This window comes from Lentzea alba (assembly GCF_011067745.1).
Classification (GTDB): domain Bacteria; phylum Actinomycetota; class Actinomycetes; order Mycobacteriales; family Pseudonocardiaceae; genus Lentzea; species Lentzea alba.
This window is the reverse complement of record NZ_JAAMPJ010000007.1, coordinates 35450-53371: the sequence shown is the minus strand read 5'-3', so window position 1 is coordinate 53371 and position 17922 is coordinate 35450. Positions and strand designations below refer to the sequence as shown.

The following is a 17922-nucleotide window of genomic DNA, read 5'->3' as shown; positions in this document are numbered from 1 at the left end:
CCAGAATGCAAGTGCTGCACGGGAACAGGTGATCGCTCGCTTCCCGGTGGCGATCGGAGTCGTCGCAGGGGGAACGCGGCTCCTCGGCGTGATCTCGCCGGTTCAGCCGTCGTTGGTCACGTCCGGCCCTGACGGCTGCCCGTCGGGATTCCCCGTCGGGCACCTCAAGGCTCAAGGAGTGGTCGTGCGCGCTCGAAGAACCCCAGCCCTGCTGTGCGCTCTTTCCGTCCTGTTGTCCTCCGCGGTCGCCGTGACCGCGCGGGCAGCACCCGCACCGGAGGACTCCACGGCCCCGGCCGCGAGAAGTGCTTCGCCCGACAGCGTTCGCCCCGCCGAACGCGCCGCGGTGCTGGGCGCGGGCTGGGAGAAGTCCGCGGACCGGGCAGTGATCACCGCGGGCGACAGCACCGGCTTCCACGTGCTGGTCGCCGAGGCCCGCGACGGGTACCGGTGGCGGACTGTGGCCTCGCTGTCGGAGCCGGGGTTCGACGCCGACGCGTGGATCGGCACCCTCTGCGTGACCTCGTCCGGTAACCGGGCCGTCGTGGCGTATGCGCCGCGCACCTTCACCAACCGGCCGGATCTCGCCCAGCGCGGGGCGTTCACCGCGGTCGTCGACCTCACCGGAGGCTCGCCGGTGCGCAAGCTGGCCGTCCAGACCAGCCTGAGCTACTTCAACCCCGGTTGCGGGCCCACCGAGTCCGCCGTGCTCACCCAGGAGGGCACCGAGGACCTGGGGCTCACACGTCTGATCGAGGTGAATGCCGTCGACGGGAGCACGGGCAAGCCGATAGACGTGCCGGGGCAGCTGACCTCGCCGGTGCCCACGGCGACCGGCATCGTGGCGGCCGACTCCGGCGCGGTGGTCCGGGTTCGCCCCGACGGCACTCGCACCGTTGTCGCGCCGGCGAAGGGCGTGCCCTACCGGCTCGCCGCGGACGCCGACGGCGGTGTCGTCTTCGCGCAGCGTGAAGACGACACGACATCGGCGGTGCGGCGGGTCCTGCTCACCGAGCGGGGCAGGGGAGAGGCCACCACGCTCGCGACGGGCCCGACCACGGGGTTGAGCGTGAGGTCGTCACGGGGCGGCCAGGTCCACGTGACCGGCGACCGGAAGTCGAGCACGCGGCCCGCCACGGCCGCCGTGGCGCTCACTGACGTCCCCGACACGGCCACCATCTCCTCCAGCGGTGAACTGGCGGTCATCTCGGCGCTGAGCACACGCACCGCGGTCGATCCGACGGCGACGGCGCGGGTCGACATCAGCGCCAGGTCCTTGGTCACCGGCAAGGCGTTGACCCTGTCCGTCACGCCCACCGCCGGGGCGGGCGGTGGTGCGGGACCGAGCCCCGCACTGCCGAAGGCCGCTGCCGCCGCCGATCCGCACAACCCGTCCGACGGCACCGAGCGCACCTGCTCCGTTCCGCGCAACGACCCGCGCAACCAGGTCATGCAACCCAAACCCCGTCAGGTCGAGTGGGCGGTGGACCAGGCCGTGCGCGGCAAGCTCACCGTGCGGCGCGAGGCGAACTGGAAGGGCCTCGGCATGCCGTCGTACACCCCGCAGGGACTGTTCCCGCCGACAGCGCTGGACGGCGGCGGTGCCGTGCCCGCCCAGGTGATGCTCGGGATCGCCGCCCAGGAGTCGAACATGTGGCAGGCCGCCAGGTTCGCGCTCCCCGGCATGACGGCGAACCCCTTGATCGGCAACTACTTCGGCATCGACTACTACAACAACGATCCGGGCGATGACTGGACGATCCGCTGGGGCAAGGCCGACTGCGGGTACGGGGTCATGCAGATCACCGACGGCATGCGGCTCGCGGGCAAGGAGAAGCCGGGGGAGACCGCGCTGCCGGAGAACCAGCAACGCGCGATCGCGCTGGACTTCGCCGCCAACGTGGCCCGCGGCGTGCGGATGGTGCAGGACAAGTGGAACCAGACGCGCCGGGCCGGACTGGTCCTCAACAACGGCTCCCACGACCGGATCGAGAACTGGTTCTTCGCCGTCTGGGCCTACAACTCAGGCTTCTACCCCCAGTCCAGCGCGGGGCAGAACGACGGTGCTTGGGGTGTCGGCTGGCTCAACAACCCGGTCAACCCGAGGTACCCCGCCGACCGCGACTCGTTCCTCGAGACCTCCTACGCCGACGCCGCAGAGCCGCAGAAGTGGCCCTACCCGGAGAAGGTGATGGGCTGGGCAGGCCACCCCATCGAGATACCGGAAAGCCCCGGCGTGATGGTGCACGGCTACCGGGCGGCGTGGTGGCTCACCGACAACGACCGCTACAACGTCCGCCCCGCGCCCTGGCAGTTCTGCGACCAGTCCAACCAGTGCGACCCGAACGCGCTCGTCGTGCCGGACGCCCCGGACGTCATCGGCGAACCCGCCGGGCCGTGCAAGCACCGCAACGCCAACGGCAAGTACGACCTCAAGTGCTGGTACCACCAGTCGAACACGTGGAAGGACGACTGCCAGAAAACCTGCGGTCGTGAGCTGCTGCGCTTCGACGAGGGCTACGCCTACCAGGAGGACGGCACGAGCCACCCGCCCAACTGCGTGCTGACCGGGCTGCCGCCGAACACGATGCTCATCGACGACCAGCCCACGTCGGTCCCGTCCATCAGGCCCGGCTGCGCCAAGGAATTCACCAACGCCGGATCGTTCCGGTTCGACTTCCCGATCGCCGACATCGCGGGCGACTACCCGGCCAAGGTGGACATCCACCAGATCGGCACCGGGTTCGGCGGGCAGTTCTGGATGAGCAACACCCACCGGGACGTCGTCCGCCGCGCCAACGGCATCTGGACGTTCAACCGGTCGCCCGGCGCGTGGGGCCGGGTGCTCGTCCACCTGCCGGTGGTCGGTGCGCGCACGCAGCAGGCGCGCTACGAGCTCGACCTCGACGGCAACGGCACCTTCGACAGGGTGCGTTTCCTCCCTCAGGAGATCCAGCGCAACGGCTGGGTGTCCCTCGGCGTTTACGAGTTCCACGGCTCACCCGTCATCCGGCTGAGCAACATCACCGATGACGGCAACTCCACGGTGCGCGTGGCGTGGGACGCCGTGGCCATCCAAACGCTCCAGGCCAAGCCCAAGCACTTCGTGGCCGCGCTCGGCGACTCCTACAGCTCGGGGGAGGGCGCGTCCACCTACTTCCCGCAGTCCGACGCCAACCACGGCACTCCCATGTGGAACGCGTGCCGCCGCAGCCAGGACGCCTACGTGCGCAAGGTGGTGCTCCCCGGCGACACCGCGAGCGTCGGCGCACTGGTCGACCGGTTCGACGAGAACCACGAACTGGGCTTCGTGGCCTGTTCCGGCGCGCGGACGAGGAACGTCGACGAGGGCAGCAGGCCCGACTCCTGGGACCGGCCCCAGGACTACGACGAGGGCGAGGGGCAGTTCCACGAGGTCGCGCAGGTCGACAGCGGCGTGCTCGACGGGAACACCACGCTGGTCACGCTCACCATAGGTGGCAACGACTTCGCGGCGTTCCCGGCGGCGCTGACCGACTGCGCCACCCCGATGGTCGACTGCACCCTCCTGGGAGGTTGGGGCGACCGGCAGATCCAGAAGATCGACAGCATCAAGTGGAACGTCCTGGCGCTGCTGGAGACCATCCACGAACGAGCGCCGAACGCCGACATCGTCCTGCTGGGCTACCCGAAGATCATCAGCACGGAGCAGGCGTGTCTTGGCGCCTACACGTTCAACGAAAACGAGAGATGGATGCTCGGACAACTGGCCCAGCACATGGCGACCAGGCAACGTGAGGCCGCGGAAACGCTGCGGTCCACGGGAATCCCGGTGCACTTCGCCGACGCCATTCCCGAGTTCGCCGGCCACGCCGCGTGCGACAGCCCGGCGTGGATCCACGGCACGAGGATCGGCCCGTACGGGGAAGGCGACTTCCACTCCAACGACAAGGCCAGTGCCCTGTGCCTGCCCGAAATCATCGGCACCGGCAACAGCCCGTGCCTGAGCCGCGAGTCGTTCCACCCCGACCCGTCGGGCACCGCGGCCTACGCCCGCGTCCTGCGCCGGGGACTCGACGAGATCCGCTACGGCTCGTGAACGCTCGGAGTTCCACCCTGAAGAAGGAGTGCGGAATGAGAACACCATTGCGACAGACCGCCGGTGTGGTGGCCGCTGCGGTGCTCGCCCTCGCGAGCGGGTTGTGGCACCCGGCCTCGGCTGCGGCCGGGCGCGCGGCACCGGACACCGCGGCGGCGCTCGACCGGGTCCAGGTCGACCGCGCGGACCTGACACCCCCGCCCGCCCCCGTGGTGGGTGGCGTGCAGCTGCGGGGCACCTGGCTCGGCCCCTACACGTTCCGGAACGCGCGGGCGGGCAAGTGCCTCGACATCGAGGGCGCTTCAACAGCCTCACTGGCGCCCGCGGTGCAGTACAACTGCGTCGCGGGCGGGGTGTCGCAGATGTGGTGGGAGTGGAAGACCGAGGGCGACGGGTTCATCTACTTCCGCTTGCTGGGCAACGCCCACAGCCAGTTGTGCCTGCACGCCGACGGCAGGAACATCCCGATCAAGCAGGTCCGCTGCACCACGCTGCCGAACCAGGTGTTCTACACGAAGTCCGAGAACCTGCACCAGATCGCCAGCGACCTCAACGGCGAGTGCATGGAGATCCAGGGCGGCAGCCCTGACAACTTCGCCAGAATCGTGCTCTGGCCGTGCCACGGGCAGAGCCACCAGGTTTGGTACAAGTACGCGGTCTGACGGCTGTGGCCGGGCCTCATCCGCCCGGCCACACCCCCCGCACGACACCACGGGTCACCGGCTCAGGTGGGCGCGGATGGTCCTGACGTCGACTCCTCGTTCGTCTGTCTCGTCGATGCCGAGGGAGGTGAGGATGTCCAGGGCCAGGCTCCAGTGGTGGCGAGCCCGCTCGTGCGAGGCGAGGGCGGTGTGGGCGTGGGCGAGGCCGTCGTGGGCTCTGGCCTGGTCTCCTGGTTGCCTGAGGTCGGCGGCGAGGACCAGCGCTCGGTCGTGGTGCTCGAGCGCGTCGCGATGCCGGCCGACGTCGTGGTGCAGCCGGCCCAGGGCGTGGACGGCTTCGAACTCCCAGTTGCGGTTGCCGATGCGACGCGAGAGGTCGGCGATGTCCTGGAAGCATTCGCGCGCCTCGTCGTGTCGTTCCCGCAGACGGTGCAGGTCGCCGAGGGCAGCGAGGCTGCTGAGCTCGCCCACGCGGTAACCCGCGTCACGGGCCAGTTCCAGTGCCCGTGTGAATCGCTCGGAGGCCTGGACCAGTTCGTCCCGCTTGAGGTGGACGTAGCCGAGACCGATCAGCGCTCGGGACTCGCTGGTGTGGTGGCCGGTCGAGCGCGCGATGTCCAGAGCCTCCGCCAGGTGGTCGATCGCCTGCTCGTATCGCCCCAGCGCTCGTTCGACGTGGCCGGTGCCGATCAAGGCATCCAGCTCGCCGGTCCGGTGGCCCATGACTCTCGCGGTGTCCAGCGCCTGCCGGTAGTGATCGGCCGCCGGCAGGAGCTTCGCCTGCTCCAGGTAGATGAAACCGAGACTGACCAGGGCCCGCAGCTCGCCCAGCCGGTGTTCGATGACGCGAGCGATGTCCAGAGAACGCCCGGCCTTGTCGGCGGCGGCTTCGTGGTGGCCGTCCAGGGCATCGATCTCACTGAGGCCGATGAGGGCGTCCACCTCGCCCACGCGGTCGCCGGCGGCGCGGGCGGCCGCCAACACCCGCTCGTGCAGGCTCGTGGCCTCGGAGTAGCGGCCACGCGTGCGCAGCCACCGGTGCAGCGTGCCCGCCAGGTGCCGGGCGTGCGCGGCGAAACCGTGCTCGGCGGCGAACCGGGTCAGTGGCAGCAGGTTGGGCAGTTCCGCCTCCAGCCAGGCGGCGGCGTCCGCGGGCGCCTCAGTTCGCTCTCCGTCCAGACGAGGTCGCATGTCGGCTTCGTAGGGGTAGAGGCGGTCCATCACCGCGGAAGCGGTCTGGCCGTAGCGGTCCAGCAGTCGGGTGAGAGCGGCGCGCCGCTCGACCTCGGGCTCCTCCTCGTCGGCCGCCGCGGCGGCGTGGGCGCGGATCAGATCGTGGAACGTGTACCGGCCGGGCACCTGCTCTTCCAGCAGGTGCACCTCCAGCAGCCGTTCGAGCAGGGCCGACGCGGGCGCGACCTCGGTGGCCAGCATCGCCGCGGCTGCCTCCGGCGTGAGGTGCACACCGACGTGCAGGCCGAGCAAGCGGTACGCGTGCCGGTCCTGGGTGGTCAGATCCCGGTAGGACAGGTCGAGCGCGGCGGGCACGCTGTGCTGCCCGCCGCGCAACTCGGTCAGCCTGCGGTGCCCCGCTTCCAGCCGCTGCAGCAGGTGCTCCACCGTCCAGGACGGGTGGGCTTTCAGCCTGGCGGCGGCAAGGCGGAGCGCCAGCGGGAGAACGCCGCAGCACCGGACGAGATCGACCAGTGCCTCCCGCGGCGCCCCTGCGACCCGCTCGTAGCCGGCAGCCGCGGTGAACAGCGCGATCGCGTCCGGCAACGGCAGGACGTCCACCGACACCGTGGTCGCGCTGCCCAAGCCGACGAGCCGTCGCCGGCTCGTGATCAGCACCCTGGACCCGCCCGCGCCGGGCAGCAGGGGCAGCACCTGCGCCTCGTCGGCGGCGTTGTCCAGCACGATCAGCATCCGGCGGTCCGCCAGCAGACTGCGGTACAGCGCCGCTCGGTCGTCGACGTGCTGGGGTATCGACTCGCTTTCGACGCCCAGCGCGCCCACCAGGCGAGCCAGGAGGTCAGCGGGCTCCACCGGGGCCATGGTCCGCGTGTGCCCGTGCAGGTCCGCGAACAACTCGCCATCGGGATAGCGATCGGACAGCTGGTGCGCGGCGCGCAGGGCCAGCGCCGTCTTGCCGACCCCGGCCATGCCGTCGATGGCCGTGATCACCACCGTGTCGGCGGGAACGGTTTCGGTCAGGAGAGCCAGTTCCCGCGTCCGGCCGACGAACGCCGTGACGGGGGCAGGCAACTGCCGCGGCAGGGGATCGGCCGGGTGGCGGCGACTCTCCGGTGTCCCGGAGACGGCACCGGTCAGCGTCGCGAGTTCCGCTGTGTCCAGACCGAGTGCCTCCGCCAGGGACCGCACCGACGCGCTGCGAGGCCTGAACAGCTCCCCCTTCTCCAGGCGGCGGACGGTGCGGACGTTGAGCCCGGCCTTGTCGGCCAACTGCTCCTGGGTCAACAACGCCCGTTCGCGCCACCCGCGCAGCAGGGTTCCCAGCGTCGGCCCCCCGGCTCCTGACGACATGACCAGTCCCCCCGCACGCATCTTGCGTGAACCGTCAAATGCTCCCACAAAGCGGGCCTTCGCCGATGCGGAAGACCATTTCGACCCAGAGCTGAAGGAGTGGTTGGCGCACAAGCACTTCTCCGGCACACGACACCATGCGGTGATCCTGCGGCACCGACTCACCGCCGCCTACCGCAAGGCCGACTGCTTCGCCCGCAACGTGCGCACCATTCAGGTGCTCGTCGACCGCGAGCCGATCCTGTTCAAGTGGGACGGAAGTACGCGGGTTCGCGGAGTCCTGCAGCTCTCACAAGGCTGATCCGCCCACGTGATGCGCTACCTGGCGCAGGTTCTCGTAGGCAGTCGCCGATGAGAACAGGGCGGGTTCGGCGAAGTGCAGGTAGGCCCGAACCGCCACTCACTCCACCGGCGACGGCGGCTGGAAGGGTGGGCGCCGGTGGGACGGTTTGGAGTGCGTGTCCGACTTGGTCGTATGACTTCCGGCGCAGGACACCAGATCACCCCGGGCAGACCGAATTTCCGCAACTGGTCCGCTGAACGGCGGAACTTGTGCCAGGGTCGGACCATGCGTGCTGGCGTCGTCACCGTTCTCGTCGCGCTCCTGTTCTCCTCGGGCTGCGCTGCCCGGCAGAACACCGCGGGGTCGGACGGCGGTGCTGACGTCATGACCGTCACCGTGCCGCCAACGAGCGAGCCGGTCCCGCCGACGCACGTGCCGCCGAACGGGCCGTGCGCTGTCCAGGTGAACCTTCCCGAACCTGCGACCACACCTCCCTCCGCAGCACCGGCCAGCGGCCACACCCCGGACGTCGCGCCGCACAACGCGGAGAACAACCGCTGGAAGGTCCGCAAGGGTCTGTCACCGGAGGCCCGTCAGGCCGGCGCAACCGCCGCGGAGAAGATCAAGCAACCGCTGGCGGCACTGTGCGGCGCCGGCGACTTCGCCCTGGACCCGACGCGAAAGGCATTGGCGGACCAGGGTTTCGCCGGCGCTACCGTGCGGTACGTCCGCACGCCGGTGGGCATGCCTGAACCCGCACCGGGGGTCTTCTTCGTCTTCGAGATCGGTCCCACCTGCGTGCTCGGTGACCTCACGCCAGGCAGCCTGCGCCTGTTCGTCGACGGCCACACCGGTGAGAACTCCTGCATCGAGCCGTTCTCACACTGACCATGCTGCTGGCCACGGATTGGGCGGCGGACGACATCCAGCTGATCCAAGCGATCGGGCTGTTGTCGACCCGGTTCGGCGCGCTGGCCGCTGAGGCGGCGCCGCGGAGACGAGTCGGTGATCAGACGCGGGCGGTGGTGTCCTGATTCTTGGCCGGGGGCAACGGCAGCACCGTGCGGAAGGTCGGCACTGCGACCGCGGCCACCACGACGTGCATCAACATGAGGGCAACCACGTCGACCGGGCTCGCGCCGGGGATGCCGAACAGCAGCAGGTCGGGCAGCAGCGACACGGCGACGACGATAGGCACCAGCTTGCGCAGCAACGCGTTCGGCCGGGCGGCCTTGCTGCGGATCAGGGCCCACGCCACGGCGACCACGATCACGCCGACCGCGGTGAGGAACACGTAGACCTGTGGGGTGCCAGAACTCTGCACACCCGCGTTGAGCTGCGGTGGTCGGGCACTGTTGTCCTTTGGTCAGCATGATCGTGGGCGTGGCGCTGCGACTGCTGTACCTCGTCCTTCCGGCTGGGTGGCCGGCTGGTCCTGCTCGGCCGGTCCTCGGCGGCCAAGGACGTCGAGTTGTTGGTGTTGCGGCATGAGGTCGCGGTGTTGCGTCGAGGTCTGCGCCGTCCTCGGTTGGATTGGGCTGATCGGGCGGTGCTGGCCGTGTTGGTGCGGCGGTTGCCGGCGTGGCTGCGACAGCACCGGTTGGTGTCTCCCGGCACGGTGTTGCGGTGGCACGGCGCTTGGTCGCGAAGAAGTGGACCTACCCGAACCGGAGTGGTCGGCCACGGGTTGATGAGGCCGTGGTGGCGTTGATCGAGCGGATGGCGCGGGAGAACACGGGCTGGGGTTACCGCCGTCTTCAAGGTGAGTTGCTCAAGCTCGGCCACCGGACGACCGCGTCGACTGTTCGCCGTGTGCTCAAGCGGCTTCGGATTCCGCCTTCGCCGACTCGAGGCTCCGACACGTCGTGGCGGCGGTTCCTGCGCGCTCAAGCGGGGAGCATGCCGGCGTGCGACGGCGAGTGCTTGGCGGCTTGATCAACGAGTACGAACCTGCAGCAGCTTGATCCGCAGGTCAGGTCCGTTGAACCATGTTTTGCCACCCACAGGTCCGCGCTCGGCCTCCGCGAGTACGCGGACGACGCGGCCCTCGCTACCAGGGGTGGCGGCGGTCAGATGATGACGGAGGGCGGAGGTGAACATGGCGAGCCCACACTGGGTGGGTGGATACGTGCTCATGAAGCCGTAGGTGCGAACCATGAGGCGGGGCCTTTCGAATGGTCCGGCAGGCGAGAAGGGCCTGCGGGCGAGGTGAGTTCTGTCGGCATCAGAAGCGGCGTCAGTGCGTGACCGAGGACGACATGGGCCTGACCGCCCACGTGCGAGAAGAACTCGACGAGCCCAACCCTGCACGCATCGAACGGGGATCGACCGGCGCGGCAAGCAGAACGCCGCGGCACCGCCTAGAGGTCCACATGCGACTGTCGCAAAGGGACTGTTTGGGATCCGGTGGACGACGAGCGGCGCGCGGCGGTGTAGACCTGCATCAGTTCGGAGACGATGCGATGCCACGAATACCGCGCGTGCATCCGGTCGTGTCCAGCGGCGCCGAGCAGCTCCCGGCGGGTGTCGTTCGGGAGAAGCGTTCGCAACGCCTTCGCGATCGCGCCCGGATTCCTCGGCGGTACCTGGATCCCGGTCTGCCCGTTCACCACGGTGTCGACGAAACCGCCGACGGAGGTCGCCACCACCGGAACTCCGCACGCCATCGCTTCGAGCGCCGCGACGCCGAACGATTCGTACCACGGCGTGCACGCCACGACGTCCGCCGATCGCAGCAGTGCGGGCAGCTCGTGGTGGCGCAGATGCCCGGCCAGCGTGACTCGGTGTGCGACACCGCGTACGCGGGCGAGCGCACGCAGCCGCCTCGCCTCCGTGTCACCGCGCAGCCGTCCGTTCACGGATCCACCGCCGACGATCACCAGCTCGGCGTCCTCCAGAGAGGTCAGGGCGCGGATCAGGTCGTCGAATCCCTGGTGTGGCAGCAGACGTCCGACCGACACGATGCGACGCACACCGTTGCGTTTGGCGACCACACCTTGCGGTGTGAACAGGTTCAAGTCAACGCCGTGGGGAATGACGGACAGTTTCGCCCGGCTGATCCCCATCTTGAGCACGTCCTCGGCCTCGCCCGAGCACGTGGCGACGATGCGGGCGACCTCCTGGCCGAGAAGTCGTTCGACGGCCAGGCGTTTCATCGCGAGAGAGTCGTTCTCGTCCTGGTGGCGCTGGAGGTCGGCGCCCAGCGTGTGGAATGTCTGCACCACGGGCACCTGGCTGTGCCGGGCTCCCAGCACCGCCGTGATGCCGGACAGCCAGCCTTGTGCGTGCACGACGTCCGGTCGGTTCGTGTTCCAGTCGGTGCTGAGGAATCTCGCGAAGTCCCCGGCATGGGCGGTCGCCTCGTCACCCGTGATCCTCCTGGCTGGCCCGGAAGGAACGTGCACCACCTCGTAACCGGCACGGACGCGTGTCCTGGCGGGCGTGCGCGGATCGTCGCGCCGGGTGTAGACGACCACCTCGTGACCGATGCCGCTCAACGCGGCCGAGAGGTCCGCGACGTAGAGGCTCTGGCTTCCCGCGTGGTCCTGACCGGGCGCTGTCAGTGGACTGGCGTGCTCGGACACCAGTGCGATCCTGCCCATCGGTGGATCTCCTCACTGAAAGGTGACGAGACCGCGGGTCCGGGCGGTTGCTGATTCAGCCAGCGCACCGAGGCTACCGGCTGCCGGGCCCCGGTGCGAGATCTTCCCGGCCCGGCGAAACGTTTCCGAAGGCCGCGGTGTGGATACGCGGGGGTTCGGCCAAGCCCTCGCGGGTGTGACCCGACTATCCACAAAGGATGATTGGTGTCGGTGGCGGAGACAACAGCCCGTCAGCTTGACGTTCTGCACACCGCGAGGGCGTCACCGAGACCCGAGAGCGTCAGGATCCGGTCCGGCGCGCTGCCGCTCAGGCTCGTGACGCCGAACGCGCGCCCGGTGCGCTGGGCGAGGTAGGCGGCTTCGAGGAGCAGCGCGATGCCGGAGCTGCTGAGGTAGCCCAGAGCGGTCAGGTAGCCCAGAGCAGTGAGGTCGAGGTCGCGACGGGGCGCCGGTCACCCTGCCGGTCGATGTGCGCCAGCAACGGTGCCCGCAGCTCGTTCGCGGCGCAGGTGTCGAGGTCGCCGGTGACGCGGAGCACCTGGGTGCCGTCCGTCGACTCCTCCGACGTCAGGTCGATCAGCTCCGACGGCGTGACCGGCGCGACCGGTGGTGCGCCGGCCTGCGAGGTGGCGAAGTGGAACCGGATCGTCGTACCGGTGTCGCTGGTGCGGAGGTCGACGTCGTCGGCGAGTGCCCGGATCAGGCCGCAGCGGCTCGACGACCGCGAAGGTGAGGGCACCCGCGCCGAGGAAGAGCATTGGCATGGAGATCGGCGCTCGGTCGAGCAGCCGCGGCAGCATCGGCGCGGCCAGCGTCGCGAGTCCCGCGCCCGCGTACAGCAGGGGGCTCGGATCCACTGTGCACCTTCCGATCGAGTCTGAAAGGCACCAGGTACCCGGTGACGCCGTCAGCAAACGAGCCGTTGACGGCGCCGGAGAGGCCAGAGTCGGGTAAGATGGGGACTACCGAGGGCATTTCGCGCAGCAGCGGTCAAGCTGGTGCCGCCTTGGGCGTACCACGAAGCCCGGCCATATCGGCTGGAGGCGGGGACCCTCGTGCTTCCCTCAATGCCACTGACCATTGATCTCGACGACTGCGTCGACACCACCAGCGTCTGCAACGTGTGCCCTCACCCGTGGGCCGAGCACGACGCGCTCGGTGTGCGCTACTGCACCGCCACCACGGTTTCCGCACTGCCTCGCGGCTGCATCTGCTCATGATCGCGACCACGGCCGTGCTGACCACCGAGCGGCTGACCCTACGCCGTGGCAGGTCGACGACGCGGCGGCCGCCCGACCAACACTGATCAGGTTCGTCCCGCAGCCTCTCGGCCCCGCCGCAGCAGCACGCCCGCGTGGCTGAGCACGTTTGGGCGACCGCATTCCGGCTACCCGCGTTGGGGAGCATCAGCGGCCGCCCGGACCCTCGTTGATCAGCCACCAGAAACGCGCTTCTGCTGCTGGTCGCGACCGGCTCCGAGGTCCAGTTCGCCCTGGGCGCCCGGAAGTTGCTCGCCGACGACGGCATCACCGCTCGTGTGGTCTCGATGCCCTGCCGGGAGCGGTTCGCCGTGCAGGATCTGTCCTATCAGGACGAAGTGCTCCAGCCCGGCGTGCGGGCACGGGTGAGCGTCGAGGACGCGGTCGGCCAGGGCTGGCGTGACGTCGTCGGCGACGGCGGCCGGATCGTGTCGCTCAAGCACGTCGGCGCTTCCACTCACCACTGGCGCCCTTTCGACGAGTTCGGCATCACCGCCACCGCGGTCGCCGCGGCGGCGCACGACTGCCTGCGTGACGCGGTCACCATGGTCCGTCCCGGAGGCGCGCGGCAGACCTCCGCGCCCACCACCGGCGGCACCGGCGACCGTCCCGCCTGACCCGCACCAGTTCCCGACCTTGGAGACAGACAACATGCTCATCGGCCACGACCACCCGCTCGACGCCCTCACCGCTACTGGAGTCTCGATCTGGCTCGACGACCTGTCCCGCGAGCTTCTCGCCGGCGGCAGGCTGGAGGCACTGGTCGCGGACCGCGGCGTCGTCGGCATCACGACCAACCCGACGATCTTCGCCTCGGCGCTGGAGCGTGGTGAGCGCTACACGCCGCAGCTCAGAGAGCTCGCCGCGACCGGCACGAGCGTCGAGGACACCGTCTTCGCCATCACCACCGACGACGTGCGGGCCGCCTGCCGAGTCCTGCGTCCCCTGTACGACCGCACGGACGGCGTCGACGGCCGGGTGTCGCTCGAGGTCGACCCCGGTCTCGCCCACGACGCGGAGGCGACCATCGCCCGCGCCCGTGAGCTGTGGGCGGCGGTGGGCGAGCCGAACCTGCTCGTCAAGATCCCGGCCACCGCGGACGGCCTCGGTGCCATCACCGCAGTCATCGCCGAGGGCATCAGCGTCAACGTCACCCTGATCTTCTCCCTCGAGCGCTACCGCGACGTGATCGACGCCTACCACACCGGTCTGGAAACGGCTGCGTTCAACGAATACGACGTGTCCGCCATCCACTCGGTGGCGTCGTTCTTCGTATCCAGAGTGGACAGCGCGATCGACGCGCGTCTCGACACCATCGGTACCGGCCGTGCGATCGCCGCCAAGGGCAAGGCCGGGATCGCCAACGCCCGCCTGGCCCACGAGATCCACGCGGAAAGCCTGGCGTCCCCGCGCTGGCGTCGCCTGGCCGCCGCGGGCGCGCGCCCGCAGCGACCTCTGTGGGCTTCGACCGGGGTGAAGAACCCCGACTACCCGGACACGATGTACGTGTCCGGACTGGCCATCCCCGGCACGGTCAACACGATGCCGGGCGCCACGCTGGAGGCCTTCGCCGACCACGGCACTGTCCCCGCTCTCGTGCTGGAGGAGATCTACGGCCCAGCCCAGGACGTGCTCGGCGAGATCGCCGAGCTCGGCATCGACTACCGCGAGGTCACCGATGAGCTGGAACGCCAGGGAGTTCAGAAGTTCGCCGCCAGCTGGGACGAGCTCGCCGGCACCGTGCGCGGCCAGCTCGGCCGCGGCCTGGCCGAGCACAGGTCATCACAGCGCTGACCTGGCGGGGAAACGAGAAGGTCGAAGTCGTGGTGTTGCCCGGATGCCTCACCGGGAAAGCCGCCATGACCACGAACTCCGCTGTCAGCTACCGGCGATCGTCGCGCCATGAGCTCGGCAGGCACCTGCGGCAGACGGACGCGTTGGCCCGGCTCACGAGCACTCCGCAGCTCGTCGACCTGGCCACGACCGCGGCGCGCGACCATCAGCGTGCGTTCGACGACCTCGTCGAGACCGGCCTCGGGGCGGGCACGATCAGCTCGGCTTTCGCCAGAGTCGTGGTCGGGAAGTTCATCGAGGCGTCGAACCCGTTCGCGCGGGCGTGACCGGCGGCCGATCCGGAGCGCGGGACCCTGCCGCGGCGTAGTTGCGCACCAGGTCGGTGGCGACACGGTGCCACGAGTACCGCGCGAGTGCCCGGTCGCGCCCGGCGTCGCTGAGCAGTTTCCGGTGCGTGTCGTTGGCGAGGAGCGCGCGCAACGCCTTGGCGATCGCGCCCGGTTTTCCCTGCGGAACCAGCACTCCGGTCAGCCCGTCCACGACGGCGTCGACGAGACCGCCGACCGCGGTCGCGAGAACCGGTGTGCCACAGGCCATCGCTTCCAGCGCTACGCCGCCGGACGACTGGTGTCGCGGGGTGCACACCACGAGGTCCGCGGACCGCAGCAGCGCGGGCAGCTCGGCGTGCGGCACGTGACCCGCGAACACGACGCGTTCCTCGACGCCGAGCGCACGGGCCAGCGCGCGCAGGCGCTTCGTCTCGGGATCACCCTGGAGATCACCCTGTGCGCCGCCACCGGCGATCACCAGTTCCGCCCCATCCACTGTGGACAGAGCGCGGATGGTGTTCTCGAAACCCTTGTGCGGCAGGAGTCTGCCGACCGAAACGATTCTGCGCGGGCGATTCCGGTTGAGGGGTGCAGGTCCCGGCGCGAACAGGTCGAGATCGACGCCGCGTGGCACCACGACGAGCTTCGACCTGTCCATCCCCATCCCGAGCACGGCGCCGGCCTCCGCCGAACAGGTCGCGACGATACGGGCCACCTCGTGACCGACGAGCCGCTCCACGGCCAGGCGTTTGGTCAAAGCCGGGTTGGTCGCGCGCTGGTCCTGCGCGGGCACCGTCCGCACCGCGTGATACGTCTGCACCACCGGCACCTGGCTCGCCTGGGCGCTCAGCACCGCCGCGATGCCGGACAGCCAGCCGTAGGCGTGCACGACGTCCGGACGGCGCGCTTTCCAGGCGAGTTTGAGGAATCCGACGAAATCCCCGGTGTGCGCGAGGATCTCCTCCTCGTCCAGCCTCACGGCAGGACCCGCCGGCACGTGCACCACGTCGTAGCCGCCAACGGCGTGCACACGTTGCGGTACGTGGGGATGATCGCGCCTCGTGTAGACGACGACCTGGTGGCCCAGAGCGGACAACGCGGACGCGAGCCCTGCCACGTGGACGTTCTGGCTGCCGGCGTCGAACGCGCCGGGTGCGGCGAGCGGACTGGCGTGCTCGGACACCAGCGCGATCCTCATCCGCGTGAACGTGGCTCGCTGGGGACTGCCGCCCACGGTGTTCTCCTCACGACGAGGTGACGAGACCGCAGGTCCGGGCGGTCGCTGAATCTGCCAGCGGGATCAGACTACAGCGCCGGACTCAACCGGAAAACGACAGCGCCGCGTGATCGTTCACCCACGAGGCGAGTCGTGGCCCAGCGCCAGGTCGTGGTGGTGAAGGAGCCCCAGCCGACACGGGAAGAGCACGCCGAGCAAGCGCGTCCTCCGCTCACTCCGGGGCCGCTGCTGTGAGGCAGGCGGCGACGGCGGCTTGGCCGAGGCTGACGCCGCCGTCGTTGGCGGGTCTGGCGGCGAGTCAGCACGCGGAACCCGTTGCGGTGCAGACCGTCCGAGACCCTCAGCAGCATGAGCGCGTTCTGGAACACCCCACCGAACAGCGCCACCGCGTTCAGCCCGGTGTTCTCCCGCAGCCGCGCGCAGCAGGCCACGACACTCGCACGAACGGTGGACCACGGCCGGACCACGAGCTCAGGCGACAACGTGACGGAGTCCGGTACCTGATCGCCGCGCAGCCTCGCAAGCAGCAGCTCCACCGCCTTCGAACCGAGGTCCGCGAACGGCATGCGCACCGTCGTCAGCGGCGGGGGAGCGGAACCCAGGTTCACCGACCGCACGACCGCACCACCGTCCGCCCGTCCGCGGTCGGGTCGACGTTGTCCAGCCCCAGCGCGAAGTGCGCGGTGTTCGGCAGATCGTCGAAGCCGATCACCGCCACATCGTCGGGCATCCGCAGCCCCAGCCTCCGCACGCCCACGATCACCGCCTCGGCGTAGAAGTCGCCCACGGCGATGATCGCCTGCGGCATCCGCGCACAGACCTCTGTCGCCATCGCGACCGCCCGACCGGCGTCCTGCGCGTGCCGTGGCAGGCGTGACCGACGTCGAGTTCGTCGGCGAGCGTGTCGTGCACACAGCGGGTCCGGGCCAACGAGACAACACCCGGTGAAGCCGGGAGACTTCCCGGCCACACCGCGAACCTACGCCGAACACCTCGGAAGCGATACGGCCAAGCGGGCTCTCGCAGCTCAGATGTCGCGGGTGGGGGCAGTTACCTGCTCAAAGCCAGCCGCGGCGCCTGAAGACCAGGTAGAGGCCGGCGCAGACCAGCGCCATGAGCAGCAGCGCGAACGGGTATCCCCACAGCCAGTTCAGCTCGGGCATGTGGCGGAAGTTCATCCCGTAGATCGTGCCGATCAGCGTGGGAGCGAACAGGATCGCCGCCCACGAGGAAATCCTCTTGATCTGCTCGTTCTGCGCGTTGCTGGCCTCGGCCAGACGACGCATCTCCTCGTTCTGCGCCTGGGTGACCAGGGTGGTGTTGACCGAGAGGATGGCGGCCAGCATGCCGCGGAAGCTGTCGGCCTGCTCGACCACGACGGTGGCGTGGTCGGCCACGTCGCGCAGATGGCGTCGCAGTTCCTCGTCGATGCCGTACTTGGCGAAACCGGACGAGAGGCTGTCGAGGATCGTGAGCAGCGGGTGGGTCGCGCGTTGGAACTCCATCACCTCACGGGACAGCTCGTAGATTCGCCGGGAGGCGTTCGGGTCGCGGCTGAACACCTCGGTCTCGATCTCTTCGATGTCGTTGCGCAGTCCGGCCACGACGGGTGTGTAACCGTCGACCACCGCGTCGAGCACGGCGTACAGCACCGCCTCGGGGCCCAGCCGCAGCAGGTGGGGCTGGTTCTCCAGCCGGCGCCGCACGCCGGCCAGGTCCGGTGTGTCGCCGTGCCGCACGGTCAGCACGAAACTGGGACCCACGAACAGGTGCAGCTCACCGAACTCGACCCGTTCGGTGTCATCGCGGTAGTCAGCCGAGCGCAGTACCACGAACAGCGTGTCGTCGTAGCGTTCCAGTTTCGGGCGCTGGTGGGCTGTGATGGCGTCCTCCACCGCCAGTTCGTGCAGCCCGAGCTGGCCGGCCGCGTCCATCAGCTGTCCTTCCGCTGGCCGGTAGAGGCCGATCCAGGCCATGCTGCCGGGCTGCCCCTCGAGCAGCTGGAAGGTCTCGGCCAGAGTGGCAGGGGAGGCGGAATGCCGCCCGTCCAGGTAGACGACGTTGTTGACGATGCTGCCGGCCCGCGAGGTCATGCCGGGCATGGCGCACGGTGTCTCGCGTGCGGCCATGGAAG

The 17922-nt window shown here is 69.6% G+C and carries 18 protein-coding genes; 10 read left to right on the top strand and 8 right to left on the bottom strand.

The window, feature by feature from the left end:
• The first annotated feature begins 184 nt into the window (after positions 1 to 184).
• Positions 185 to 4078: an SGNH/GDSL hydrolase family protein gene (locus G7043_RS25195; RefSeq protein ID WP_166049519.1), complete on the top strand. Its 3894-nt coding sequence runs from the start codon at positions 185 to 187 to the stop codon at positions 4076 to 4078.
• Positions 4079 to 4113: 35 nt separating this feature from the next.
• Positions 4114 to 4740, top strand: coding sequence for an RICIN domain-containing protein (locus G7043_RS25190; protein ID WP_166049517.1), 627 nt, complete (start codon positions 4114 to 4116; stop codon positions 4738 to 4740).
• A 54-nt stretch (positions 4741 to 4794) separates the two neighbouring features.
• On the opposite strand, the gene G7043_RS25185 is transcribed toward G7043_RS25190, so the two are convergent.
• Positions 4795 to 7284 (bottom strand): ATP-binding protein, encoded by a 2490-nt coding sequence (locus tag G7043_RS25185; RefSeq protein WP_166049515.1) that lies wholly within the window; start codon positions 7282 to 7284, stop codon positions 4795 to 4797.
• On the opposite strand from G7043_RS25185, the gene G7043_RS25180 reads away from it, so the two are divergent.
• From G7043_RS25180 to G7043_RS25170, 3 genes are all read left to right on the top strand, one after another.
• Complete coding sequence (locus tag G7043_RS25180) at positions 7283 to 7585, top strand: hypothetical protein (protein ID WP_166049441.1); 303 nt, start codon at positions 7283 to 7285, stop codon at positions 7583 to 7585. The two genes, G7043_RS25185 and G7043_RS25180, sit on opposite strands and share 2 nt — an antisense overlap.
• Before the next feature lie 267 nt (positions 7586 to 7852).
• Complete coding sequence (locus G7043_RS25175) at positions 7853 to 8455, top strand: hypothetical protein (RefSeq protein ID WP_166049513.1); 603 nt, start codon at positions 7853 to 7855, stop codon at positions 8453 to 8455.
• 2 nt (positions 8456 to 8457) lie between these two features.
• Complete coding sequence (locus G7043_RS25170; RefSeq protein WP_166049511.1) at positions 8458 to 8601, top strand: hypothetical protein; 144 nt, start codon at positions 8458 to 8460, stop codon at positions 8599 to 8601.
• On the opposite strand, the gene G7043_RS25165 is transcribed toward G7043_RS25170, so the two are convergent.
• Positions 8577 to 8891, bottom strand: a complete 315-nt coding sequence (locus G7043_RS25165) for a DUF6069 family protein (RefSeq protein ID WP_166049509.1) — start codon at positions 8889 to 8891, stop codon at positions 8577 to 8579. The genes G7043_RS25170 and G7043_RS25165 overlap by 25 nt on opposite strands.
• Before the next feature lie 302 nt (positions 8892 to 9193).
• On the opposite strand from G7043_RS25165, the gene G7043_RS48520 reads away from it, so the two are divergent.
• Complete coding sequence (locus G7043_RS48520; RefSeq protein WP_242642654.1) at positions 9194 to 9502, top strand: hypothetical protein; 309 nt, start codon at positions 9194 to 9196, stop codon at positions 9500 to 9502.
• 425 nt (positions 9503 to 9927) lie between these two features.
• Here the strand turns inward: G7043_RS48520 and G7043_RS25155 are convergent, their stop codons facing one another.
• Together G7043_RS25155 and G7043_RS25150 are read right to left on the bottom strand one after the other, a co-directional pair.
• Positions 9928 to 11169, bottom strand: coding sequence for a glycosyltransferase (locus tag G7043_RS25155; protein WP_166049506.1), 1242 nt, complete (start codon positions 11167 to 11169; stop codon positions 9928 to 9930).
• Positions 11170 to 11575: 406 nt separating this feature from the next.
• A complete protein-coding gene (locus G7043_RS25150; protein ID WP_166049504.1) occupies positions 11576 to 11908 on the bottom strand; it encodes a hypothetical protein in 333 nt (110 codons plus the stop codon).
• Positions 11909 to 12236: 328 nt separating this feature from the next.
• Between G7043_RS25150 and G7043_RS25145 the strand changes: the two genes are divergently transcribed.
• From G7043_RS25145 to G7043_RS25130, 4 genes are all read left to right on the top strand, one after another.
• Positions 12237 to 12389: an RGCVC family protein gene (locus tag G7043_RS25145; RefSeq protein ID WP_166049502.1), complete on the top strand. Its 153-nt coding sequence runs from the start codon at positions 12237 to 12239 to the stop codon at positions 12387 to 12389.
• Between the two features lie 233 nt (positions 12390 to 12622).
• Positions 12623 to 13045: a transketolase-like TK C-terminal-containing protein gene (locus G7043_RS25140; RefSeq protein WP_166050182.1), complete on the top strand. Its 423-nt coding sequence runs from the start codon at positions 12623 to 12625 to the stop codon at positions 13043 to 13045.
• A gap of 34 nt (positions 13046 to 13079) precedes the next feature.
• A complete protein-coding gene (tal, locus tag G7043_RS25135) occupies positions 13080 to 14222 on the top strand; it encodes a transaldolase (RefSeq protein ID WP_166049500.1) in 1143 nt (380 codons plus the stop codon).
• Positions 14223 to 14251: 29 nt separating this feature from the next.
• On the top strand, positions 14252 to 14548 hold the full coding sequence (locus G7043_RS25130; RefSeq protein WP_166049498.1) for a hypothetical protein: 297 nt from the start codon (positions 14252 to 14254) through the stop codon (positions 14546 to 14548).
• On the opposite strand, the gene G7043_RS25125 is transcribed toward G7043_RS25130, so the two are convergent.
• The 4 genes from G7043_RS25125 to G7043_RS25110 all read right to left on the bottom strand — a co-directional run bounded on the left by G7043_RS25125 (position 14514) and on the right by G7043_RS25110 (position 17917).
• Positions 14514 to 15749: a glycosyltransferase gene (locus G7043_RS25125; protein ID WP_166049496.1), complete on the bottom strand. Its 1236-nt coding sequence runs from the start codon at positions 15747 to 15749 to the stop codon at positions 14514 to 14516. The genes G7043_RS25130 and G7043_RS25125 overlap by 35 nt on opposite strands.
• A gap of 107 nt (positions 15750 to 15856) precedes the next feature.
• A complete protein-coding gene (locus G7043_RS25120) occupies positions 15857 to 16405 on the bottom strand; it encodes a Kae1-like domain-containing protein (protein WP_166049494.1) in 549 nt (182 codons plus the stop codon).
• A complete protein-coding gene (locus tag G7043_RS49480) occupies positions 16393 to 16758 on the bottom strand; it encodes a substrate-binding domain-containing protein (protein WP_166049492.1) in 366 nt (121 codons plus the stop codon). The genes G7043_RS25120 and G7043_RS49480 overlap by 13 nt, the downstream gene beginning before the upstream one ends.
• An 88-nt stretch (positions 16759 to 16846) precedes the next feature.
• On the bottom strand, positions 16847 to 17917 hold the full coding sequence (locus G7043_RS25110) for a magnesium and cobalt transport protein CorA (protein WP_166049490.1): 1071 nt from the start codon (positions 17915 to 17917) through the stop codon (positions 16847 to 16849).
• Positions 17918 to 17922: the final 5 nt, after the last annotated feature.